Origin of the sequence: Gilliamella sp. Imp1-1 (genome assembly GCF_001690415.1) — a bacterium.
In the GTDB taxonomy this organism is placed as follows: domain Bacteria; phylum Pseudomonadota; class Gammaproteobacteria; order Enterobacterales; family Orbaceae; genus Gilliamella; species Gilliamella bombi.
On record NZ_LZHK01000086.1, the window covers coordinates 1 to 24,683 of the forward strand.

Genomic DNA, 24,683 nt, shown 5'->3' on the forward strand with positions numbered 1-24,683 from the left:
AAAGGTTATGACAGCGAGCCTTTTCGGTGCTTTGTTCGTCAAAAAGGCGGACGAACGGTGATTGCTAAACGTAATTATGGTAAGGATATAGATAAAAGCAGTATGGATAGGTGCCTTTATCGCTATCGTCATTTAGTCGAGAATGCCTTTGCTAGAATCAAGCAATATCGTTCAATATCAACTAGATACGATAAGTTAGAAAGGAATTATGCCAGTATGGTATCACTGGCATTTATGTTAATGTGGCTGCCAATGTATTGTTGAGTAATTTATGTACAGCAAAGATCAACAGCCCCTAACAAAACAAATTTAATTTACTCAAAATTAAAAACCCGCTAAAGCTGAGCGGCTAACAAGCGTACCGACTTATCACCTTAAAATAACAATCTAGCACGAATTGTTCCTGGCACGTTTTTCAGTTTAGCTAACAATTCTTCAGCCTTACTTTGTTTAACTCTATCGATATCAATAACAACATAACCAATCTGAGGATCAGTTTGTAAATATTGTGCTGAAATATTAAGCCCTTGTTCAGCGAATAACGTATTGATAGCAGTTAGAACACCAGGTTGGTTACGATGAATATTAATAAAACGACTAGAGCCTTTAGCTGGAATAGGTAAAGAGGCTTCAGGAAAATTAACTGCTGAAAGTGTCGCACCAGTATTAGAATATTTAGCTAGTTTACTTGCGACCTCAATCCCAATATTTTCTTGTGCTTCGCTAGTTGAACCACCGATATGCGGAGTAATAATTACATTATCAAATTGACATAATGGAGATTCAAAAGGGTCGTTGTTACTAGCAGGCTCTGTTGGAAAAACATCAATAGCTGCCCCACTGAGTTTATTGGTTTTTAAAGCTTTAGTTAAAGCATTAAGATCGATAACTTTACCGCGTGAAGCATTGATTAAAATTGCATCTTGTTTCATTGCATCAATTTCGTTATCACTAATCATTTTGATGGTTGTTGGATTTTCTGGTACATGCATTGAAACAATATCGCTTATTGCTAGTAATTCTTTCATTGTTGAAACTTGTTTAGCATTGCCCAAAGGTAGTTTTGTTTCAATATCATAAAAATAAACATTCATCCCTAACGATTCAGCCAAAATACTTAGTTGGCTACCAATATGCCCATAACCAATAATACCTAAATTTTTACCACGAGCTTCGTGTGAACCCGTCGCAATCTTATTCCATTTTCCACGGTGAGCTTTAGCATTTGCATCTGGTACTCGACGAAGTAATAATATTGCTTCGGCTAATACTAGCTCTGCTACAGATCGCGTATTTGAAAATGGTGCATTAAAAACAGGAATCCCTTTTATTGTCGCTGCATCAAGATCAACTTGGTTGGTACCTATACAAAAACAGCCAATGCCAGCAAGTTTAGGTGCAGAATCGATAATATCCTTAGTTAATTGTGTTCTTGATCGGATCCCAATAAACCGAACATCTTTCAGAGCTTGCTTAAGTTCTTCAGGTGATAATGCGCTTTTATGATATTCAATATCGGTAAAGCCGGCGGATTTTAATATTTCAATTGCGCTAGGGTGAACTCCCTCAAGTAATAAAAACTTATTTTCATCTTTGGTTAAAGTTTGAATAACCATTATTTCCTCTCTTTCCTTCAGCATACAAATTGGTACCTATAACTAAATACCATTATTAACTTTATTGTAGTAAATGATTTTATCTCAGCTCTTTTACACCCGTACTGCATCCAACAAGCGCAATATCAGCGCCTTTATTGGCAAATAATCCAACAGTAACCACACCTGCAATGTTATTAATTCGGTTTTCAAGCTCCATTGGTTTGGCAATGACAAGATCATGAACATCTAAAATCACATTACCATTATCGGTTATAACGCCTTGACGATATATTGGTTTACCGCCCAGCTTATATAACTCACGAGCAACATAGGAACGTGCCATTGGGATCACTTCAACCGGTAATGGGAATTTACCTAATACATCAACAACTTTTGATTCATCAACAATACAAATAAATTGTTTAGCAATGGCTGAAACAATTTTTTCGCGTGTTAAAGCTGCACCACCTCCTTTAATCATTTGCAATTGGTGATTAATTTCATCTGCACCATCAACATAGACATCCAAACAATCGACTTCATTACAATCGAGAACAGGAATACCATAGTTTTTTAATTTTTGGGTCGATACTTCCGAACTAGATACAGTGCCTTTGATTTGATCTTTTATTGTAGCTAATGCATCAATAAAATGGGATGCGGTGGAGCCTGTTCCTACACCAATAAAAGAATCGGGTTTGATAAATTTTAAGGCTGACCAACCTACGGCTTTTTTTAATTCGTCTTGTGTCATAAGAACCCCCTATTTTGAGGATAATTTTTCTTAAAAAAATAAAATTTTGAAAGCAAAATTGTTGAAGATATGGCATAGTACCCAATTAGAAAGCAAAAATCATTAGGATTTTAAGAATTAAATCAACTTTGTGATATATTTAAAACTTATTACGATATTAAAGTAGATTTAATATTTGAGCAATGATCAAATTATTAATAAAGAGATTATGAAGCGTCCAGATTATAGAGCATTACAAGCATTAGATGCGGTGATAAAGGAACGAGGATTTGAAAGAGCTGCTGATAAATTGTGTATTACACAACCAGCAGTTTCGCAACGTATCAAACAATTAGAAAGCTTTTTTGGTCAACAACTGCTAGTTAGGACCATTCCTCCGAAAGCAACCAAACAAGGTGAGCACCTGCTTGGTTTATTACATCAAGTTGAATTATTAGAACAGCAATGGTTAGGTGATAACGAGCAAAATGCCACACCGCTGTCGTTATCTATTGCGATTAATGCTGATTCTTTAGCAACTTGGTTTTTACCTGCGTTAAAACCAGTTTTAGATAAAAATATCTTACGTTTTGATATTCAAGTCAAAGATGAAGAACATACGTTAGAATTATTGCGTTTAGGGACTGTGGTTGGTGCGATTAGCATTCAAGCTAATCCTTTACCAGGTTGCTTGTCTGATTTATTAGGTGCTTTAGACTATATTTTTGTGGCTTCACCTGATTTTGCTAAAAAGTACTTTCCAACTGGGGTGACTCGATCATCTTTATTAAAAGCGCCTGCTGTTGCATTCGATCATTTAGATGATATGCATCAAGCCTTCTTACAAGAAAACTTTAACCTTACGCCAGGCAGTGTAATTTGCCATATCACTAGTTCATCTGAAGCTTTTGTGCAATTAGCTAAACAAGGTTCGGCATGCTGTATGTTACCAAAGTTGCAAGTTGAGCAAGAATTAAAAAATGGTGAATTAATTAACTTAACTGATGGGTTATATCAAAGACGTATGCTATATTGGCATCGTTTTGCTCCTGAAAGTAGTGTAATGCAAAACATCTCTGAAACCTTGATTCGTTATGCACAACAAACATTATCACAGCCTTAGGATTTAGATCACAAAGAATAAATATATTAAGTGATTTTTATACTGAAACACATACTTACCTGAAACTTTTTAACAAAATAAAGTCTATATTTAAAGAGCTGAAGATATGAGCCAATTAAAAAATGATCGTTATTTACGAGCTTTACAATGTTTGCCTGCAGACTATACACCAGTTTGGATGATGCGACAGGCTGGTCGTTATTTACCTGAGTATCGTCAATTAAGGTCAAAAGCGGGTGATTTTATGACGATGTGTCAAACGCCAGAATTAGCTTGTGAGGTCACCTTACAACCATTACAACGATTTGAGCTTGATGCTGCTATTATTTTTTCTGATATTTTAACAATCCCTGATGCTATGGGGCTTGGCTTATATTTTGAATCGGGTGAAGGACCTAAATTTAAAAAATCGATATCTTGCATATCAGATATTGAACAATTACCCATCCCAGATCCAGAGCAATCACTTAAATATGTGATGGATGCGATTCGATTAACAAAAAAAGAACTCAATGGTAAAGTTCCACTAATTGGTTTTTCGGGAAGCCCATGGACACTAGCCACCTACATGATTGAAGGAGGCAGTAGCAAAGCATTCACCAAAATTAAAAAGATGCTTTATAGTGAGCCCAAAGCGTTGCATCAACTACTTGAAAAACTCGCAAACAGTATCGCATTATATTTAAATGCACAAATTCAAGCGGGAGCACAATCGATTATGATTTTTGATACTTGGGGCGGCGTATTAAGTCATCAAAGCTATCAAACATTTTCACTTGACTATATGCAACAGATCTTATCGCAATTAAAACAAGGTAAAAAAAGTCAAGATATAACCTCGTACATTCCTGTTACTTTATTTACTAAAGGAGGAGGAATATGGCTTGATCGTATTATTAATACTGGTTGTGATGCGGTGGGAGTGGACTGGACTGTAAATTTAAGCCAGATTACTCAAAAAGGGAAAATAGCAGTACAAGGGAATTTAGATCCTTCCGTTTTATATGCAAGAAAGCAAACAATTGAATCTAACGTAGAGGCCGTTCTTAATGAATATGGCTATCACAATGGGCATGTTTTTAATTTAGGGCATGGTATTCACCAAGATATCCCTGTAGAGAATGTACAGCATTTGATTGAAGCGGTACATCGACTGTCAAAAAGGTTTCATCATGATTAAAAATCCTGTTCAATTAAGGCTAGAAAAGTTACCACAATGGAAACAACGTCTATTTATGGTCTGCTTATGCGAACGAATGTATCCCAACTTTGTTTTTTATTGTCATCAACAACAAAATGAAGATGATGCTAAAAATTACAAAAAAATACTAGATTTAGTTTGGGAATCGCTATTAGTTGAAGATGTAAAAATCAATTTTGATTTACAGCTTGAAAAATTAGAACTCATTATTCCAACTGTAACAGATGACAGTCCTTATATGGTTTATCCTGCCATTGATGCTTGTCATGCGCTTGGCGAAGTTTTGCACTCTTACTTGAGTGGTGAAATCGCCGAACATACCGCTAAAGTCAGTAGTATATCAGCAACTACTATTGCTGAATTTGAAATGACCAGAACAAATGTTACTCTTTCAGAAGATGAACAGCAAACTTTACCTAGTGTTATTGATGAATTTGATTTGCAGTGGGAAATATTTCGATTGCTACGCGAAGAAAATAATGAAATGAATGAGTTGATAAAAGGCTTGAAAGATGAAATTCGAGCAGCGGGAACTAGCAATATTGGTGTTTTTTTGAGCTATCAAGGCGTTTAAAGTGTAATTTTTAAAATTTTTATTAAATTTTTCTTTAATATTGGACAAATATAGACTACATTTAACAGCAATGTAATCTAAGCAACGTTTACAGTAACGAAGCTAGAATATTAAGTTTTATCTTCGTTTATAATGTTAACTTTAACAATAAAATAATATGTAAGGATATACCCATGAATAAAACAGAACTTGTTGACGCTATTGCTAGCAAAGCTGATATTACCAAAGTAGCTGCAAAAACGGCGTTGGAAGCTACATTAGCCGCTATTACTGAATCATTGAAAGCTGGTGAGCCAGTTCAATTAGTTGGTTTTGGTACATTTAAAGTTAATTCTCGTAAAGCTCGTACTGGTCGTAATCCAAAAACTGGTAAAGAAATTAAAATTGCAGCAAGTAAAGTACCTGCATTCGTATCAGGTAAAACTTTAAAAGAAGCAATCAAATAAGTTGCTCTTTCTTACTGTCAACTTGATTGATAGAAGTATTAGGTCATAGGGTATAGCCTTATGACCTTATCATCTCAATAAAAATACATTGTTTTAAGACAATTGCCTTCACTTTTCCATCTTGTTTATAAGTAGTATTAGAACCAAATTAGTATTATATTATTAATAATTTTAAGTGGTTATTTCAACCCATTTCGCTTGTAATATATCAATCAAATCTTGAGGCGCAATTTCTATTTCTAATCCTCTTCGCCCGCCTGATATAAACATTGTCGCGTGCTCACTTGCACTTAAATCAATGAGTGTGGGTAGTTTTTGCTTTTGACCGAGTGGACTAATTCCTCCCACCAAATAACCTGTTACCTTTTGAGCTAAATTAGGATCAGCTAAATCTATTTTTTTACATTTTAGTGCTTTTGCGACTTTTTTAAGATCCAAATGACTATCGACAGGCAATACACAAACCGCTAACGTCTTATTATTACCGTTTAAACTCACAACCAAGGTTTTAAATACCTGTGCTGCTGTAACATTCAAACTGGGATCAAGTTTATCAACCGCTTCTTGCCCATAGTTAGTTTGGTTGGGATCGTGTTTATATTGGTGGATATTAAATTTTATTTTTAACTTTTTAAGTAAATCAATTGCTGGAGTCATAGCTTATATCCAATAGATTTAGTTAAATCAAAATAGTATATGGCAAATGATATCCTTACCAAAATAGAGTTGGTAAGGAAATGAATAACAATTAAAGAATTAATTTGTGGTCTTCTTGATTTTTATTATCACTGTTAGGTGGTGCTACTGAGTTAGAGGAATTATTTGCCAGCGTATAAAGACGATAGAAAAAGCTAGTAACAAAAATATCAAAAAAGATACTACAGAAAGAGAAGATTGTATCAAGGACAAAATTGTCATTATCGAACGCAATAGCTAATTGAGCAAAAACCATCACAAATGCTAGGTAAATTAATACCATCAAAATAGCTGAGCGCCACTGTGTTTTTGATAACTGAATGCTTAATGAAAGTGAGTCAAGAATATTGTTTTGACCAGGTTCAACCAGCGAAGCAAAAAAGAAGTTACAAAAAATAATTAAAATCAGGATTGGAATCAGTAGTACTAAAAAAATTAATATAAAAATAAGTGCTTTAGGTAAAAGTAAATTTAAACTAATAAGCACTATAGATAACATAAATGAGACTAAAAATATAAAGACACCAATGATAAGATAAAAAAGAATAATTTTTAATGTATTTGATAACGCTTTAGACAGTAATAGATTTAAATTAAGTTTATCGCTGATATAAAGGTTAGAAATTGTTGCTATACTAATTGCTTTTGAAATAATTCCAATTAGTAATGCCAACATCACGAATAAAACATAGTTAGTTAAATTTCGTGAAAAATAGATTTGTTCGGCTAGATTTTGTTTGTCAAAGAAAGAATTAAAAAACGTATGAATTAAAGCTAGCGTTAGACTAACAAGAACAAATTGCGTAATGCGATTACGAATAAAATTGCGAGTTTGTGTAAAAGTTAAAGAAAAAGAGATTTTTTTTTGCATTTCTATGTAAGTTCCTTATATGTGGTAACTGGCTTAGTTACCACTATTATTTTTGAATGATTAAATTCGTAAATTAAGCTTGCAATAATGAAATATCAGCTACTTTCAAGAATAAGTTTTGTAGCTTTTTCAAAAGCGCTAATCGATTAAGTCTAATCTCTTCATTGTCAACCATAACCATGACTGAATCAAAAAATGCATTCACCGTCTCTTTTAATGACGATAATTCAATTAACGCATCTTGATAACGGCTTTCACTAAAGTAAGGTGAAAGTTTATTGGTTAAAATCGCCAATTTTTTAGCTAACTCGCCTTCAGCACCTGCTTCTAGCAAGGCTGCATTGATCTGCTCAGGAATAGTAACCTCAACTTTAGATAAAATATTTGACACTCGCTTATTAGCTTCGGCTAATGACGAGGCTTCGGGCAAGGTTCTAAAGTGAGTGACTGCCTTAACGCGTGCATCAAAATCAGCGGGTTTAGTTGGATTAAGTGCTAAAACTGCTTGAATCGTATCAATTGCAAAGCCTTGTTCTTGATACCAAGCTCGGAAACGACCCTGCATAAAATTAACAATATCGTCAACTATGTTTTTATTATTAAGCTTATCGCCATATAATGATGTGGCATAATTGGCTAATTCAACTAGATCTAAAGGCAGTGCCTTTTCAACAATAATACGTAAAACACCAATAGCCGCGCGACGCAATGCAAAAGGATCTTTATCACCTTTAGGATGCTGACCAATACCAAAAATGCCGGCTAAAGTATCCAATTTTTCAGCGATAGACACTGAACAAGAAACAGCAGTACTTGGTAATTCATCACCAGCAAAACGCGGTTTATATTGTTCTTCAATGGCGGTTGCAACTTCAATACTTTCGCCATCTTTAAGGGCCAAATAACGCCCCATAATACCTTGTGTTTCAGGGAATTCAAAAACAGTATTAGTCACTAAATCGCATTTTGTTAATTTGCCCGCTCGTTTGGCTTGCTCAACATCAGCCCCAATTTTATCGGCAATAAAGCCAGATAACGACTCTATGCGAATTGCTTTATCCTTAACTGTTCCAAGCTGTTGCTGAAATAAAACTGTTTCAAGGCGAGGCAAACGGTCTTCTAAACGTTGTTTTAAATCAGTTTGATAAAAGAATTCAGCATCGGCAAGGCGAGGGCGAACTACTTTCTCATTACCCGAAATTACAACTTGTGGATCTTTTGACTCAATATTAGCCACAAAAATAAAGTTTGGTAATAATTTGCCTTGTTTATCATAAACAGGAAAGTATTTTTGATCGCCTTTCATGGTATAAACCAATGATTCAGCAGGAACCTCTAAAAATCGCTCCTCAAATTTAGCAGTTAACACAACAGGCCATTCAACTAGAGATGAAACTTCTTCAAGCAAATTATCTGTTAAATCCGCTTTACCATTTAATTTTGCAGCTTCTTCTTCAGCTTGTTGTTTAATAATAGATTTACGTTTATCGTAGTCAGCAATTACTTTACCGCGTTGTTCCAAAATTTCAGGATACTGGTCTGCATTATCAATAGTGAACTCTTGCTCACCCATAAAACGATGGCCACGAATAATGCGATCTGATTTAATCTCTAAAATCGTACCAGGCACAAGCTCATCACCATACAACATAGTAACAGTATGACATGGACGAATAAATTCAACTTGACGAGCTGCCCAACGCATTGGTTTAGGGATAGGTAATTTACTTAATGCGGTTTTAACCATATCACATAACAAATTAACAACTGGCTGACCTTTTTGATTTTGAGTATAAGAAAGCCATTCACCTTTATCGGTTTGTATACGCTCAGCCTGATCAACTGTAATACCACAACCACGAGCCCAACCTTCAGCAGCTTTAGTTGCATTGCCATTGGCATCAAAGGCTGCGCTGACCGCAGGACCACGTTTAACTATTTGACTATCGGGTTGCGTATCATTCAAATTCAAAACTTTTAATGCTAAACGACGAGGCGATGCATACCAAAGCACCTCACCATGTTCTAAATTGGCATTATCAAGCTGCTGTATAAAATTAGCCGCAAAGCTTTCTGCTAACGTGCGGAGTGATTTTGGTGGTAACTCTTCGGTACCAATTTCCACTAAAAATGTTTTTTGCATAATCTTCTAATTCCTACTTTGATGCACTTTCGTTAGATTGTGAATTTTGGCACATAGGGAAGCCAAGAGCTTCGCGAGATGCGTAATAGGCTTCTGCCACCATTTTGGTTAATGTTCTGATGCGCAAAATATAACGTTGTCGCTCAGTTACTGAAATTGCTTTACGAGCATCAAGTAAATTAAAACAGTGGGCCGCTTTTAAGATGCGTTCATAAGCGGGTAGTGGCAGTGGTTTTTCTAACTCAAGCAAAAACTTGGCTTCTTTTTCGTGTTGTTCAAAACAATAAAATAAAAATTCAACATTTGCATATTCAAAATTATAAGTGGACTGCTCAACTTCGTTTTGATGAAACACATCGCCATAAGTTGTTTTACCAAATGCACCATCACTCCAAACCAAATCATAAACACTATCCACGCCTTGAATATACATTGCTAAGCGTTCAAGTCCATAAGTGATTTCACCAGTAACTGGCTTACATTCAAGCCCACCAACTTGTTGAAAGTAAGTAAATTGGGTTACTTCCATACCATTTAACCAAACTTCCCATCCAAGCCCCCAAGCACCAAGGGTTGGGTTTTCCCAATTATCTTCAACAAAACGGATATCATTAACAGTTGGGTCAAGACCTAATTGTTTTAACGAACCTAAATAAAGCTCTTGAATATTATCAGGAGAAGGTTTTAAGATAACTTGAAATTGGTAATAATGCTGAAGCCTATTTGGGTTCTCACCATAGCGGCCATCGGTTGGGCGACGTGATGGTTGAACATAAGCCGCATTAATAGGTTCTGGCCCCAGCGCTCGTAGGCAAGTCATTGGGTGAGATGTCCCCGCACCAACTTCCATATCCAAAGGCTGAATCACAGTGCATCCCTGATTAGCCCAGTAGTCTTGTAACGTAAGAATTAACCCCTGAAAGGTTTTGACATTAAACTTTTGCATGATGTTATCTTTATGGTTGAATTGATATTTCGATAATTTAAATAGTGCTATATATTATACTTTTTATCAATACTTGTGAAATGCCTAATCAGGCTCTGCCTAATATTGAATAAATAATTGATTTTTCTACAAAAATAAAAATAAAATAAAATCAATACTCTACCTGAACGTTTTTTATGGAAAAGTAGGACAACATATAACCTTTTCTGATTAACATTAATTAATCGTTTAATATCAAATGAATAGACTATATTTTATTAGTAATATGTTATTTAGCTTATTTAATCGTTGGCAAAATATCCTCGATTTTTATGTATTATTTTTGTTGCCATTAGTTAAAAATTGACAAATTTCTTGTTGTGATTTGAGTGTTCTAATGTTTTGTAATATTTCTGACGCTTGAACATAGTGCTGTTTTAAATAAGCAAGCCATTGTTTGATGCGAGCAGAGTGATAAAGAGGTTTAGCATTATCAATAGATGATGTTGCATAGTGAATTAAAATTTCCATCACTTGTTGCCAATTTAATGCTGACTGTTTAGTTCGAATCATATTAGCTAGGTTTGGAATAGTTAAAATACCTCGCCCTAGCATAATGTCATTAGTTTGGCTTTGGCTTATGCAATTTTCTGCATCTGCAATAGAGAAAATTTCACCATTAGCAATAACAGGAGTTTTTAAGTGCTGTTTGATTTGGCCTATTGTTTGCCAATCTATTTTTTCAGTTTTATAGCCGTCTTCTTTGGTCCTTCCGTGAATTGCTATTTCGTTGGCTCCGGCAAGTTCAATTGCGTTGGCAATTTCGTGGCAATGTGATTTATTATCCCAACCTAAGCGAATTTTGACTGATAATTTATTTGTTGCACCTATAGCTTGTCGTACTTGGCTGATAATATTAAATATCTGCTCTGGATATTGTAATAAATAAGCGCCACCATGGCTGCCAACTACAGTTTTGGCAGGGCAACCAAAATTGATATCTATGCCATAAGAACCTAATTCGATAGCTTTAACGGCATTTTCAGCCATCCACTCTGGCGACTGTCCTAAAATTTGGACACGAACTGGCGTGCCAGATTTGGTTTTTCCATTATTGTAAAGTTCAGGACATAGGCGATAGAAAGTCCTATTTGATAATTTGTGATTGGTCACTCTGATAAATTCTGTAACACAATAATCAAATTGGTTAATTTCAGTTAAAAGTTGTCTGACTTGATAATCAAGTACTCCCTCCATAGGAGCTAAAATAATTCGATTAATTTTCATTGAGAAACCTGATTGGTATTACCATTACCACAAACAGGACAATTAGGTTGTTTGGTAAATTTAACTTGGCTAAACTCCATTGTCATTGTATCAATCATTAATACACGACCAATTAATGGTTTTCCATATTGAGTTAACACTTTTATCGCTTCTAAGGCTTGCATGGAACCAAACATTCCAACAAGCGGAGCCATGACGCCGGTCTCAACACAAGTGAGTTGATCTTTACCAAATAAGCGACTTAAACAGTGATAACAAGGTTCATTAGGTTGGTATGTAAATACACTTAATAACCCCTCCATACGGATTGCCGCTCCAGAAACTAACGTTTTTTTTACTTGAAAGCAACAGCGGTTAATTTGCTCTCGTGTCACTAGGTTATCCGTACAGTCTATGACAATATCATGTTGTTTAATAAGTGAAATAAGCTTATTATCATCAAGTCGCTGATTTACTGTTTCAATTAACGTATTGGCATTTATATTGGTTAAGGTCTCTTTTGCCACCTCGACTTTGTATTGATTAATAAAGCTTTCGGTATATAAGATTTGTCGATTTAAGTTGGATTTTGATATGGTGTCAAAATCAACTAACGTTAATTTGCCTAAACCTGATGCGGCTAAATAGAGTGATGCAGCGCAACCAAGTCCGCCTAAACCAATGATCAGTGCTGAACTGTTTTTCAATATTTGCTGTTTATCAATATCGAAATCACGCAATGTGATTTGTCTATCATAACGAAACAATTCTTGATCAGTAAGTTCTAGCATATTGTGCGATTATTATTGTGATTAATTATGAAAAAGCATTATAACAGAAACTTGGCACAACAATATGCCAAGCTATTAAGATTATTTGTCAAAGCCAGATAGAAAGGTTAAATATTCCTCTTTGGTCATTAGTGGTTTATATTCTGACATCAGCTTCTGTGCAGGTTTGGCATCATCATAAAGTAAATCAATAATTGTACATGCCATCATTTGCGCAGGACGGATGTAAGCCATTTCTTCATCAAATACCGTATAATCTTTACCATGTAAAACACCTCGAACTGAACCAATCCATGGGTGGCTAACAGGCATAATGTGAGATAAATCTCCAGTATCCGTACTACCTGTCATATGAGGCGCAATCCAAACATTATCAGCACCAATTAGATCTTGTGCATTACTTTGTAAAAAGTCATTAAGTGTTGGGTTGTTTTGCAAAGGTAAATAACCTGGTAGATCTTTAATTTCACACGTTGCCCCAACAGCCATTGCTCCAGCTTTTAATGCTTGATTTATTCGCTCATTGGCATCAATCATGGCTGGCACATTGCTTGCGCGCACATAGCTTTCCATTCTGACATCGCTTGGAACTACATTAACTAAATCACCACCTTGGGTAATAATTGGATGGAATCTAATGTAGTCTTTTTCTTGAAATGTTTCACGAATAGCATGCACCCCCATCATTCCCATCATCGCAGCATTTAAGGCATTGACGCCAGCATGAGGCGCTGCAGCTGCATGTGCTGCCTCACCTTTATATTTAATTAATTTTCCGATGAAACCATTGCTAGTTGTTGATATTTCGATAAAACCATTTTGACGTTCATTAGGTACACTAGTTAAATGTATTTGTAATGCCATATCAATATCGTCAAACTCGCCACGTGAAATTAACTCTGGTTTGCCACCAATATATTTGATTTTACCTTCTTCTATTAAGCGATTTCGATAAGTTATTTCAACATATTCTTCTGCTGGAACGGCAAATGGTACGACATCGCCAGCTAAAAATTGCATAGCCCCTGAATCAATTAATCCTATCGTTACTGCCATCATATTGGCAATTTGAGCATTATGTCCACAGCAGTGCGCAGCACCAGATGTTTCGTCAGCAGCAGGGTGATCTGCACAAATAATAGCATCAAGCTCGCCGATAACGGCAATGCTATAGTTGCTACCTTTTCCTCCTTTTAAACGACCTTTTACTCCTGTTATTGCTAATTTATTTTTAAATGGAACACCTAGTTTTTCAAAAGTTTGCTCAACTTTTTTGGCTGTTTTGTGTTCTTTATAACCAAGTTCAGGTTCTGCCCAAATTGATTCAGCAATTGCTTTAATATCAGCTTTACGGTTTGCAATTGCACTACAAACCTTTTTTTTAAGTTCTTCTTTTGTCATAAATTAAATCCTAGTTTAAATTAGATAACACCTTCCCAATGCAAGGTGATTTGAGCAATGATCGCTGCCAAAATAAAAGTGCCTGAAAATACAGCTAATGAAACAGGAATAATTCGCCATGAGATACTTTTAAATAATGCTAAATCTTTACCAATAGCCAATCCAGCATAAGCAAGCACTGGGGTACAAACCGCCAATAAAGACACCTTGTCAGTCAGTGAAACAACTTGTTCATGAAAAGGGAAAATAGGTGATGAAGCCACTGCGGCTACAATTGATACCCATAAAATGACCGGAAATTTGTTTAATACTGGAATTTTGCCAACAAAATAGCCAACAATTGATATAACAACTAAAATTGATAACGCTTCTAATGACAGTATAAAATCAATTTTGTAACCTACTGTATTACCAGCAGCCATAATAATGGCAACTAAGATCAGTAAAAATATTGTTTCTAAACTTTTCATTATAGTGCTCCTTCTTTGTTACGTCGTAAACGCGAAAAAATGTTATATAAGAAAGAGGCAAATGGTAGTGAAAATAATGTATAAATATAAATGCCAACAACACTCGACATTAAGTTTGCTGTTGTTGCATAGGCTTTGATTTCACTAGCCATTTCTGGATAAAGGTCACTTATTGGAGCAAGTGATGCCGCCATCATACTACCACTTCCAACCCCAGCTCCCATGGCTAAAGCATAAGGATGGAGAATATCTAGTTTTGCCATCACACTGGCTAGTATACTCATCCAAATAGCGCCATAAAGTGTGCCACAAACATACATCGCCATAACGCCTCGACCTTCAGCGGAATCCAATCCATATTTATCTGCAACAATTGCTATATTCGGTTCGCGAGCAACAGAATAAGTTGCACCTACAGCTTCACGTTTCATGCCTAATATCATTGCTAGTGGCAAACCCAATAAAATCGTACCAGCAAAATGGCCTAATTCCTGAAAAATTAATGCTAACTTAGCATCTTTTAGAATCATATCAATCTTAGGACCGACAGAAACGCCAAGCTTGGCAATAAGTAACATCAAAGTTACAATCATAATGGCGCTGGCATTATTCATATTGTTTAGTTTTAATATCTTTAATTTGGGAACACTTATTACTCCACCAATGATCATGGCGTATAACATCGGATACACTGCGATAATCCAAATAGACTGCTTACCGATAAACTCACATGCCAAAACAACGACTAATGCAAGTAAATGCACTTTATAATCTCGTAAAACTTTCATTCTTACTCCTTAATTTATTTAAAATATTTTTAAAGTATCGTTGCCCTAATGTATTTTTAAAATGATCTAAAGCCCATTGATGACCGATTGGATCAACGCTGGTTACAGCATTTTTCGCGTAATCGTAAATCAAGATCCGTCTCGCAAAAAGCTGAATAGTGGCGCTTATTTATCCAATAGATATGATTAGTATTTTTATATTTTTGATAAAGGTTATTTAAACTACCAAATAATTGTTGTACTAAAGTACCAATTATATTATGAGGCGGAAAAAGAGAATATTCAGGGTGAAATCTATCAGAAGGGTCATTAGAATCGATAGCAAAAACGACAAAATTATTATTTTTTATAAATGATTCTGCTACGTTTAGCATTTCTGCTTCAATTTTTTGACCAGCTAGGCCTGTAGTTAAAGCTCCATTATCAGCAACAAAATCATTCGTATAATCAATTGAAATTAACGCTTTCATATCAAGTAAATAAACTATTAAATAATATTAAAGCTTATTAATAAATATTTGATATGACAAGTTATTTTCAATAAGTAATTTGATTATATTTTTTATAAAATTAAGATCTAATTGGTATCTTTTTGAATTTAATTTATTTTATAAAAACTTTTATAAAGTAAATTTATTATCAAAAACTAACTATAAATAAATTAAATGAAAATTATTTTAAATCATGGTCTTTATACCCTGATAAATTGCTCTATAATAATTATTATTTTGCTAATAGTACACAGGATATTTTAATGAGAACAATTTATTGCGGACAACTCAATGCAAGTTATATTAATCAAGAAGTAACATTATGTGGTTGGGTCAATAAACGCCGAGACTTAGGCGGTATGATTTTTATCGATATGCGTGATCGTGAAGGTATTGTACAAGTTTTTTTTGATCCTGATTATCAACAAGCATATCAACTTGCTGGTGAACTTCGTAATGAATTTTGTATCCAAATTAAAGGCAAAGTAAGAGCTCGTCCGGAAGGTCAAATCAATAAAGATATGGCAACCGGAGAGGTTGAAATTTTGGCAACTGAATTGAAAATATTTAACCGTAGCGATGTATTGCCTCTTGATTTCAATCAAAACAACAGTGAAGAGCAACGTCTAAAATATCGTTATATTGACTTGCGTCGCCCTGAAATGGCAACGATCTTTAAAACGCGAGCTAAAATTACCGCATTTGTTCGTTCATTTATGAACGAACATGGTTTTTTAGATATTGAGACACCAATGTTAACCAAAGCAACTCCTGAGGGCGCACGAGATTACTTGGTTCCAAGTCGAATTCATAAAGGTGAGTTTTATGCGCTGCCACAATCGCCACAATTATTTAAACAATTGCTAATGATGTCAGGATTCGACCGTTATTATCAAATTGTAAAATGTTTTCGCGATGAAGATTTAAGAGCCGATCGTCAACCTGAGTTTACGCAAATCGATGTTGAAACTTCATTTATGACAGCAGAGCAAGTGCGTGATGTTATGGAGAAGATGATTCGTGAGCTTTGGTTACATGTGAAAAATGTGGATTTAGGTAAGTTTCCTATTATGACTTTTGCTGAAGCGATGCGTCGCTTTGGAAGTGATAAGCCTGATCTGCGTAATCCGCTTGAAATTATTGATGTGGCTGACTTGGTTAAAGATGTTGATTTTAAAGTGTTTTCAACACCAGCTAACGATCCGAAAGGACGCGTTGCATTGCTTTGTGTTCCAAACGGAGCACAATTAACACGTAAACAACTTGATGAATATACGCAATTCATTTCAGTTTACGGCGCAAAAGGTATGGCTTGGATTAAAGTTAATGAACGTTGCAAAGGGTTAGAAGGTGTACAAAGCCCAGTTGCTAAATTCTTTAATGAATTGCAAATGGAAGCACTGCTTAATCGTGCCAATGCTAAAGATGGTGATATTTTATTATTTGGTGCCGATAGCTATAAAGTAGTGAGTGATGCGTTAGGGGCTTTACGTTTAAAGGTTGGTAAAGATTTAGGTTTAACCGATGAAAGTAAATGGGCTGTACTTTGGGTTATTGATTTCCCGATGTTTGAAGAAACAGATGAAGGTTTAAGTGCTATGCATCATCCATTTACGTCACCAAAAGATTATACACCAGAAGAACTTCTGAATAATCCTGAAAATGCTGTTGCAAATGCTTATGATATGGTAATCAATGGTTATGAGGTTGGTGGTGGATCGGTTCGTATTCACCGTAGCGAAATGCAACAAGCCGTCTTTTCAATTTTAGGTATTAATGAACATGATCAACGTGAGAAATTTGGCTTTTTACTTGATGCATTAAAATATGGTACACCTCCTCATGCAGGATTGGCATTTGGATTAGATCGATTAAGTATGTTATTAACTGGAACGGATAATATTCGCGATGTGATAGCGTTTCCTAAAACTACAGCAGCAGCTTGTTTACTTACTGATGCTCCAAGCCCAGCCAATATTGCAGCATTGACTGAACTTGGTATTGAAGTAAATAAAAAATAGTGATATTTGATGCGAAAATTCAAAAAACCTGAATCTGTTCTGGTGGTGATTTTCTGCCAGATAACAAACCGTTGTCTTATGTTACAGCGCCAAGACGACCCATGTTTTTGGCAATCAGTAACAGGTAGTATGGAAAATAATGAGCTACCACGAGAAACAGCAATTCGTGAGGTTTTTGAAGAAACAGGCATTGATATTATAGGGCAAAATCTTGAGTTAATTGATGCAAAGTATTCCGTTGAATTTGATATTTTCCCGCAATTTAGACATAAATATGCACCAGAAGTTAAGCTAAATAAAGAACATTGGTTTTATCTGCCTATTATTAATGAGATAATACCAGTACTTACTGAGCATTTAGATTATCAATGGTTAACAATTGATGAAGCAATCAATCTTACTTTATCTCCAAATAACAGTGAAGCTATTGGTAATATTCACAATTTGATTAAATCTAATTAAGAGGTTTGAAAATGAAATTAAGCCTATATGCCGTTGCGTTGTCCTGCTTATGTTTTTTTGTACCAACTTGTAATGCCGATATAAATATAACAAAGTGTCAACCTAATCAAAATGATTATATTATTTTTGATGAGTATGACGTTAAAATATCAGAGAAGATAATTGATTATAAATTACATGATCAACCTGAAAAACGTGAAAATAGTATTATTCAGATATTTGCTAATGAAAATAGTGATGATCGAAATGACTGGATAGCCTCGTTTCTATTTGATGATCAATCTGAACAATTTTTATTTTATCAAGCTGAGCAAGATAAATTTATTGAAATCGATAAAAAACAATTTGATGCCTTATTACCTAAAATAGTTGAGTGTAATCAAAATAAACAAGTACCTATATATAGTGAAAACTTTGATGCAGACTAGTTAAATATCAAAGCTACATTAGTATTAAGTATTAAAAATGATTTTAGGATTTGGTTAACTAAAGACTATTAAGTAACAGGGAGTAGTAATAAATGAATTTTTCAAATTTTAGAGATTTTTTAGATTATCTTGAACAACAAGGTGAATTAAAAAAAATTACTTTTCCTGTTAATCCTTATCTCGAAATGACCGAAATTGCTGATCGTGTTTTACGTAATGGAGGCCCTGCTTTATTATTCGAAAATCCGATTGGTTATGATATGCCTGTTTTATGTAATTTGTTTGGTACCGCTAAACGTGTTGCAATGGGAATGGGGCGTGAAGATACTTCAGCTTTGCGTGAAATTGGTGAGTTATTGGCATTTTTACGTGAACCGGAACCCCCTAAGGGCATACGGCAATTTTTTAATGTATTACCTAAGTATAAACAAGTACTAAATATGCCTGTCAAACATCGTTCTTCAGCACCATGCCAAGAGGTGATTTTTAAGGATGATGAGGTGGATTTGACTCGTTTACCTATTATGCATTGCTGGCCCGAAGATGTAGCACCTCTGTTATCTTGGGGACTGACTATTACTAAAGGTCCTTATAAAGATCGACAAAATGTGGGCATTTATCGCTTGCAACTTTTAGGAAAAAATAAATTGATCATGCGTTGGCTGTCACATCGTGGTGGTGCACTTGATTTTGCCGAATGGCAACAAGCACACCCAAACGAAAGATTTCCAGTTAGTATTGCTATTGGAGCTGATCCAGCCACCATTTTAGGTGCAGTGACACCAGTGCCAGATACTCTACCTGAATATGCTTTTTCTGGATTATTACGTGGTAGCCGAACAGAGGTAGTCAAATCGTTATCGAATGATTTAGAAGTTCCAGCTAGTGCAGAGATAATTCTTGAAGGTTATATTGATCCTAATGAGTTAGCATCAGAAGGTCCGTATGGTGATCACACAGGTTATTATAATGAAGTTGAGCAATTTTCCGTATTTACCGTAACGCACTTAACTCGCCGGAAAGATGCGATTTATCACTCAACTTATACAGGTAGACCACCAGATGAACCCGCAATCATGGGACTTGCTTTGAATGAAGTTTTTATTCCAATTTTACAAAAGCAGTTTCCTGAAATTGTTGATTTTTATTTACCGCCAGAAGGATGTTCATACCGTATTGCGATTGTTACTATTAAAAAGCAATATCCAGGTCATGCTAAACGAGTTATGATGGGAGTTTGGTCGTATTTAAGGCAATTTATGTATACCAAATTTGTAATTGTCTGTGATGATGATATTAATGCACGTGACTGGAAAGATGTAATGTGGGCTATTTCGACACGTATGGATCCTCATCGGGATACGACTTTTATTGATAATACACCGATCGATTATTTAGACTTTGCTTCACCTGTATCAGGATTAGGATCTAAAATGGGTTTAGATGCTACCAATAAATGGCCAGGTGAAACAAATCGTGAATGGGGAAAGATAATTAAGAAAGATCCAAAAGTCATTGCCCATATTGACGAAATTTGGGATGAGTTAGGTTTATAGAATTATCTTTAATCAATATTAATTGTATAAATAAAATAGTCCAAATAAGAATTAAACAAAAACTATTCCCTTATATTGCATTTATGTATAATTATTAAAATTGCTATAATAATTAAAAAATATGAAAAAAATTCAAATATTGTTAGTACTATTGTTATCTATTTCTTATAGTGCAATGGCTACAAATTATAAGACGCAATCAGATGATACTCAATTAAAGCTTAAAGCGTCAGATTCATTGCTCCCTTCTTTACGTTTGTCTGCAGAAAAAGGGAACTCAGAAGCTCAGTACTCATTAGGAAATATTTATAAACAAGGATTAGGTGTTGAGGTTAGTGATGTTCGAGCTTTTTTCTGGTATAAAAAAGCGGCTGAACAAGGGCTTGCCAAAGCACAAAATAATTTAGCATTTATGTACCAAAGTGGTTTAGGTACTGAACCTGATTTAAATGAAGCATTTAAATATTTTAAATTAGCGGCAGATCAAAATTATGCATTAGCTAAATATAATTTAGCTTTAATGTATAAAGAAGGCAATGGAGTAGAAAAAAACATACCGACTGCGATTGATTATTTTACACAGGCTGGTGATGAAGGTATTTATGACGCTTATCTAAATCTTGGTATTATGTATTTTTTTGGTGATGGCGTAAAAGAAGATCGCATGACGGCAGCTGATTGGTTTAGTAAAGCAGCTAAAGATAATATTCCAGAAGCACAATATTATTTGGGGTTAATGTCTGAAAATGGCGATGGTTTAACCCAAGATTATGTGGCAGCTAGCTATTTTTATACACAAGCGGCAGAGCATGGCCATGTATTAGCGATGTACAATTTAGCAATTATGTATGTAACAGGTACAGGAACTAAACCGGACAATACGCAAGCGGCATATTGGTTCACTAAAGCCGCTGAAGCTGGTAATGCTGATGCTCAATATAATATTGGTGTGATGTATGATGTAGGTGGAGGAGTGCCTAAAGACGAGGAAAAAGCCGTTGAATGGTATCTAAAAGCTGCAGAGCAGGGCAGTGTTGATGCTCAATATAATTTAGGTGTTAAATATCTAGAAGGTGAAGGTACGGATAAAGATCAAGAGCGTGCTATTTATTGGTTTACTAAAGCTAGCGAGCAAGGAGATCAAGACGCTAAAGCTTATTTAGAACAATTATTACCAGAAAATTAAAAAAGGCATTAGCCTTTTTTAATTTATCCAGAGTTTCTCATACCCGCTGCGATTCCTGAAATGGTGATCATTAGCCCTTGTTCAACTATGATGTTTTTATTATCATTATCGTTGTTTTTTCGTGAACGACTCAGTAACTCTACTTGTAACAAGTTTAATGGCTCAATATAAGTATTACGTAAGGCCACCGACTGCGCTATCCAAGGTAAATCAGCCATTAGGCTAATATCATCAGTAATAGTTAATACTGTATTGATATCTTGGGTTAGCAAATTTCTTAATTCTTCACCTAATGGCCATAATGCAGGATTGACTAAACGTTGTTCGTAATATTGGTGAATATTTGGTGCAGATTTTGCGTAAACCATTTCAAGCATACCTAATCGGGCATTAAAGAAAGGCCAATTGTGGTACATCTCTTTAAGAATGTTTTGTCTGCCTTCTCCAATAACAGCTCTAAGTGCACTACCTGCTCCGAGCCAAGATGGCACCATTAAACGGTTTTGTGTCCAAGCAAAAATCCAAGGAATAGCACGTAAACTTTCAATCCCTCCACCTGTTCGGCGTTTTTGTGGTCTTGAGCCTAGTGGTAATCTGGCTAATTCAACCTCTGGTGTTACTGCTCTAAAATAATCAACAAATTCAGAACGTTCTCGTACATAACTACGATAACAATGGCATGAAATTTCTGACATTTCATCCATAATATTGCGCCATTCCTGTTTAGGTGCTGGTGGTGGTAATAAGTTGGCTTGTAAAATAGCAGAAGTATAAAGCATAAGACTACTAAGAGCCACTTCTGGTAGACCAAGTTTAAAGCGGATCATTTCACCTTGTTCAGTAACTCTAAGTCCTCCTTTTAATGATCCTGGTGGTTGCGAAAGCAGTGCGGCATGAGCTGGTGCGCCCCCTCGACCAATTGATCCTCCTCGTCCATGAAATAACACTAAATTGATATTATATTTTTCAAATAAATTAACTAATTCCTCTTGTGACCGATATTGTGCCCAAGACGCGGAAAAAGTACCTGCATCTTTAGCCGAATCAGAATAACCTATCATTACCATCTGTTTACCTTGAATTTTATTGTAATACCAAGGGATATCCAGTAGTTTTTGCATGACTGATTTAGCATTATTTAAGTCTTCTAGAGTTTCAAATAACGGTACTATGGGAATGTGTTTGTGGCAGTCAACGATTTTTAATAATAAATAGACCGCTAAAATATCAGAAGGGGCTTTAGCCATTGATATTACGTAAGAGGCAATTGATTCTTCGCCCGCTTTCTTTATTACACGACAAGTATCTAATACTTCTTGAACCATTTGATCTGGTTGCCAACTGTAAGGTAATAATGGTCGATTTGATTGTAATTCTGCTAATAAAAACGCTTGTTTTTCTTCTTCAGACCATTGAGCATAGCTACCTAAGTTAAGTTCTTTGGTTAATGCGTCAAGCGCTTCTGTATGTACTGAACTGTCTTGACGGATATCTAATCTGACTAATTGTAACCCAAAGCTTTTTATACGACGCAGTGTATCTAACAATGGTCCATGAGCAATTGTTGACATTCCATTATCAATTAATGATTCATAACATACATAAAGTGGATTCCACAACTGCTCATTTTTAATCAAAATATCGCAAGGTGCTAATATAGGTTCATTATTCAATAAAGCTTCAATATAGTTGTGAGTTTTAATTAAACGTGTTCGTAGCTGCTTCATTACAGCTCGATATGGCTCTGAAACGTTTTTGTTTTTTTCATCTAACAGTTCAATGACCGAATTACTGCATTCCGTCATTGAAAGCTCACGAACAAGTATTTGAATGTCAGATAAAAATAACTCAATTGCCTTTAATCTGGCTTGTAACATGACTTTTTCTGTTATTTTTGCTGTGACATTTGGATTACCATCACGATCTCCCCCCATCCATGAGGTAAATTTAATAGGGACATGATCAACCGATAATTGTTCATCAAACGCATCAACTAATTGGTCATTAAGTTCACGTAAAAATAGCGGTACACCATTCCATAAGCTATCTTCAATGACTGAAAATCCCCATTTAGCTTCATCAATCGGAGTAGGGCGTTTTTTGCGTATTTCATCAGTATACCAAGCCTGACAAACTAATTGCTTCAAACGTCGCATAATACGCTCAATTTCGTAGTCAGCTAAATCATCATGGTCCAGTTGTGATAGACAGCTATTTATAGCTGTATAAGTGTTAATCATCGTTCGGCGATTAATTTCGGTCGGATGTGCGGTTAACACTAATTCAATTGATAAATCATTAATTGCTTTTGTAATAGTTTGATTTGAAAAATTAAGGTTTTTTAGTGTGCTAAATAATTCGGTCATTTTTTTAGGGCTACTAGACGCTTCCCCATGGGGTGAAATACCATAATACTCAGCAGCTGTATTGACCAAATTCAAAAATTGATTAAATGCCCGTGCAACATGTAATAAATCGTCATCGTTAAGATTTTCAATTAATTTAAGTAACTCATTATGAGCTTGAGTATCTCCTTGTTGAGCTGATTTTGATAATTGTCTTATCATTTCAACTAAATTAAATGTTTCATTGCCTGTAGCACGTTTGATCGCATTGCCTAGTAAAGTACCTAACATATTGACATTACTTCTCATTGATGAGTATTGGTTATTCATGATTTTCTCGTCTTCGATTTTATTATGCCTAAGCACCTTTAAGCTGTATGAATCAAAATGACAATTTAATGGGATAGGTATAATGTTGATTAATGTGCATAAGTTATACTTTATTACAATTTAATTTTGAATTTAAATAATAAAATTTTATGGTTTTTATTTTTTTTAGTTGTTTTAATTATATCTAGCATGAAAAATTAGACTTCGAATGTTTATTTAATATTAGAAATATTCATCAGAAAACTTATTTAACAGGATTATTTTTTATGAATACAGTACTAAACTGTATCTTGATATCATTTGGGTATATACTAGCTATATTATGAATACACATTGGATTATTTAATGATTGCTGTTTTTTATATCGCGTCGATTATTGCTGTCGTTGCTAGTATAAAAGTAATTAGTAGTTTACGTGTTGATAAAGCAATTTTATATCTTGTTATTTCACTTTTTGCTTCAGCATTAATATTTATTCTACTTAATACATATTATTCAGCTATTTTATATATTTTACTGTTTATTGGTGGATCGGTAACTCTTTTTTTACTTGTCGCTTCAATTTTGAAAATTAAAGATGATAATGTTGAAAACCACAAACAGGGAATTAGTCCTAAAATCTGGTTAGGTCCACTTGTCTTAGCGTTTGTATTATTAGTCGCCCTAATTTATAGTGTAGTAAGTACTGACTATTCAGAACTGAAAGAGTCTCATGAATTAATGCATGAAATGTCTAAATATGCATACATTTTGATAGCTGAATTGGCACTGTTTTTACTATTGGGCGCAGTTGTGATTGCTTATCATTTTATGCATCGGCTTATGTTGGAGAAATAAT

23 protein-coding genes and 1 pseudogene are annotated in these 24,683 nt (G+C 34.9%); 11 read left to right on the top strand and 13 right to left on the bottom strand.

The window, feature by feature from the left end; all coding sequences use genetic code 11:
* On the top strand, positions 1-264 hold a 264-nt coding region (locus A9G38_RS12285), incomplete at its 5' end, for a transposase (RefSeq protein ID WP_176713214.1).
* Between the two features lie 110 nt (positions 265-374).
* Here the strand turns inward: A9G38_RS12285 and serA are convergent.
* Positions 375-1,616, bottom strand: coding sequence for a phosphoglycerate dehydrogenase (gene serA, locus A9G38_RS07385; protein WP_034912326.1), 1,242 nt, complete (start codon positions 1,614-1,616; stop codon positions 375-377).
* Between the two features lie 79 nt (positions 1,617-1,695).
* Entirely contained in the window at positions 1,696-2,352 is a 657-nt protein-coding gene (gene rpiA / locus A9G38_RS07390) for a ribose-5-phosphate isomerase RpiA (protein WP_034912331.1), read from the bottom strand.
* Positions 2,353-2,560: 208 nt separating this feature from the next.
* On the opposite strand from rpiA, the gene A9G38_RS07395 reads away from it, so the two are divergent.
* The 4 genes from A9G38_RS07395 to A9G38_RS07410 all read left to right on the top strand — a co-directional run bounded on the left by A9G38_RS07395 (position 2,561) and on the right by A9G38_RS07410 (position 5,675).
* The gene (locus tag A9G38_RS07395; RefSeq protein WP_034912338.1) at positions 2,561-3,454 is read left to right on the top strand and encodes a LysR family transcriptional regulator ArgP; all 894 of its coding nucleotides are present in this window, start codon (positions 2,561-2,563) and stop codon (positions 3,452-3,454) included.
* A 106-nt stretch (positions 3,455-3,560) separates the two neighbouring features.
* The gene (gene hemE / locus A9G38_RS07400) at positions 3,561-4,634 is read left to right on the top strand and encodes a uroporphyrinogen decarboxylase (RefSeq protein WP_034912343.1); all 1,074 of its coding nucleotides are present in this window, start codon (positions 3,561-3,563) and stop codon (positions 4,632-4,634) included.
* Positions 4,627-5,229, top strand: a complete 603-nt coding sequence (locus A9G38_RS07405) for a YjaG family protein (RefSeq protein WP_034912347.1) — start codon at positions 4,627-4,629, stop codon at positions 5,227-5,229. The genes hemE and A9G38_RS07405 overlap by 8 nt, the downstream gene beginning before the upstream one ends.
* A gap of 173 nt (positions 5,230-5,402) precedes the next feature.
* Positions 5,403-5,675, top strand: a complete 273-nt coding sequence (locus A9G38_RS07410) for an HU family DNA-binding protein (RefSeq protein ID WP_034912351.1) — start codon at positions 5,403-5,405, stop codon at positions 5,673-5,675.
* 171 nt (positions 5,676-5,846) lie between these two features.
* Here the strand turns inward: A9G38_RS07410 and ybaK are convergent, their stop codons facing one another.
* The 10 genes and pseudogenes from ybaK to A9G38_RS07460 all read right to left on the bottom strand — a co-directional run bounded on the left by ybaK (position 5,847) and on the right by A9G38_RS07460 (position 15,496).
* Complete coding sequence (ybaK, locus tag A9G38_RS07415) at positions 5,847-6,332, bottom strand: Cys-tRNA(Pro) deacylase (RefSeq protein ID WP_034912354.1); 486 nt, start codon at positions 6,330-6,332, stop codon at positions 5,847-5,849.
* A gap of 91 nt (positions 6,333-6,423) precedes the next feature.
* Positions 6,424-7,242: a hypothetical protein gene (locus A9G38_RS07420; protein ID WP_034912356.1), complete on the bottom strand. Its 819-nt coding sequence runs from the start codon at positions 7,240-7,242 to the stop codon at positions 6,424-6,426.
* Between the two features lie 73 nt (positions 7,243-7,315).
* Positions 7,316-9,388, bottom strand: a complete 2,073-nt coding sequence (gene glyS / locus A9G38_RS07425) for a glycine--tRNA ligase subunit beta (RefSeq protein WP_034912359.1) — start codon at positions 9,386-9,388, stop codon at positions 7,316-7,318.
* Between the two features lie 10 nt (positions 9,389-9,398).
* Positions 9,399-10,331, bottom strand: a complete 933-nt coding sequence (glyQ, locus tag A9G38_RS07430; RefSeq protein ID WP_034912362.1) for a glycine--tRNA ligase subunit alpha — start codon at positions 10,329-10,331, stop codon at positions 9,399-9,401.
* Positions 10,332-10,640: 309 nt separating this feature from the next.
* A complete protein-coding gene (dusC, locus tag A9G38_RS07435) occupies positions 10,641-11,597 on the bottom strand; it encodes a tRNA dihydrouridine(16) synthase DusC (protein WP_034912366.1) in 957 nt (318 codons plus the stop codon).
* Positions 11,594-12,367 (bottom strand): molybdopterin-synthase adenylyltransferase MoeB, encoded by a 774-nt coding sequence (locus tag A9G38_RS07440; RefSeq protein WP_034912372.1) that lies wholly within the window; start codon positions 12,365-12,367, stop codon positions 11,594-11,596. Before A9G38_RS07440 ends, dusC begins: the two co-directional genes overlap by 4 nt.
* 81 nt (positions 12,368-12,448) lie before the next feature.
* Positions 12,449-13,768 (bottom strand): amidohydrolase, encoded by a 1,320-nt coding sequence (locus A9G38_RS07445; RefSeq protein WP_034912377.1) that lies wholly within the window; start codon positions 13,766-13,768, stop codon positions 12,449-12,451.
* Between the two features lie 20 nt (positions 13,769-13,788).
* Positions 13,789-14,238 (bottom strand): hypothetical protein, encoded by a 450-nt coding sequence (locus A9G38_RS07450; protein ID WP_034912382.1) that lies wholly within the window; start codon positions 14,236-14,238, stop codon positions 13,789-13,791.
* The gene (locus A9G38_RS07455; RefSeq protein ID WP_034912385.1) at positions 14,238-15,026 is read right to left on the bottom strand and encodes a DUF3100 domain-containing protein; all 789 of its coding nucleotides are present in this window, start codon (positions 15,024-15,026) and stop codon (positions 14,238-14,240) included. Before A9G38_RS07455 ends, A9G38_RS07450 begins: the two co-directional genes overlap by 1 nt.
* A pseudogene (locus tag A9G38_RS07460) lies at positions 15,004-15,496 on the bottom strand (cysteine hydrolase family protein). The gene A9G38_RS07455 and the pseudogene A9G38_RS07460 overlap by 23 nt, the downstream one beginning before the upstream one ends.
* 284 nt (positions 15,497-15,780) lie before the next feature.
* Here A9G38_RS07460 and aspS point away from each other — a divergent pair.
* The 5 genes from aspS (at position 15,781) to A9G38_RS07485 (ending at position 21,170) form a co-directional block, all read left to right on the top strand.
* Complete coding sequence (gene aspS / locus A9G38_RS07465) at positions 15,781-17,538, top strand: aspartate--tRNA ligase (RefSeq protein ID WP_034912388.1); 1,758 nt, start codon at positions 15,781-15,783, stop codon at positions 17,536-17,538.
* A 9-nt stretch (positions 17,539-17,547) separates the two neighbouring features.
* Complete coding sequence (nudB, locus tag A9G38_RS07470) at positions 17,548-18,000, top strand: dihydroneopterin triphosphate diphosphatase (protein ID WP_034912390.1); 453 nt, start codon at positions 17,548-17,550, stop codon at positions 17,998-18,000.
* Between the two features lie 11 nt (positions 18,001-18,011).
* Positions 18,012-18,428, top strand: a complete 417-nt coding sequence (locus A9G38_RS07475) for a hypothetical protein (protein WP_034912393.1) — start codon at positions 18,012-18,014, stop codon at positions 18,426-18,428.
* Between the two features lie 92 nt (positions 18,429-18,520).
* Positions 18,521-19,984, top strand: coding sequence for a 4-hydroxy-3-polyprenylbenzoate decarboxylase (gene ubiD, locus A9G38_RS07480; protein WP_034912396.1), 1,464 nt, complete (start codon positions 18,521-18,523; stop codon positions 19,982-19,984).
* Positions 19,985-20,105: 121 nt separating this feature from the next.
* Positions 20,106-21,170, top strand: coding sequence for an SEL1-like repeat protein (locus A9G38_RS07485; RefSeq protein WP_034912401.1), 1,065 nt, complete (start codon positions 20,106-20,108; stop codon positions 21,168-21,170).
* A gap of 23 nt (positions 21,171-21,193) precedes the next feature.
* Here A9G38_RS07485 and ppc read toward each other — a convergent pair whose 3' ends face one another.
* The gene (ppc, locus tag A9G38_RS07490) at positions 21,194-23,845 is read right to left on the bottom strand and encodes a phosphoenolpyruvate carboxylase (RefSeq protein ID WP_034912404.1); all 2,652 of its coding nucleotides are present in this window, start codon (positions 23,843-23,845) and stop codon (positions 21,194-21,196) included.
* Positions 23,846-24,190: 345 nt separating this feature from the next.
* Between ppc and A9G38_RS07495 the strand changes: the two genes are divergently transcribed.
* Positions 24,191-24,682, top strand: a complete 492-nt coding sequence (locus A9G38_RS07495) for an NADH-quinone oxidoreductase subunit J family protein (protein ID WP_034912407.1) — start codon at positions 24,191-24,193, stop codon at positions 24,680-24,682.
* The last annotated feature ends 1 nt before the right edge of the window (position 24,683 follow it).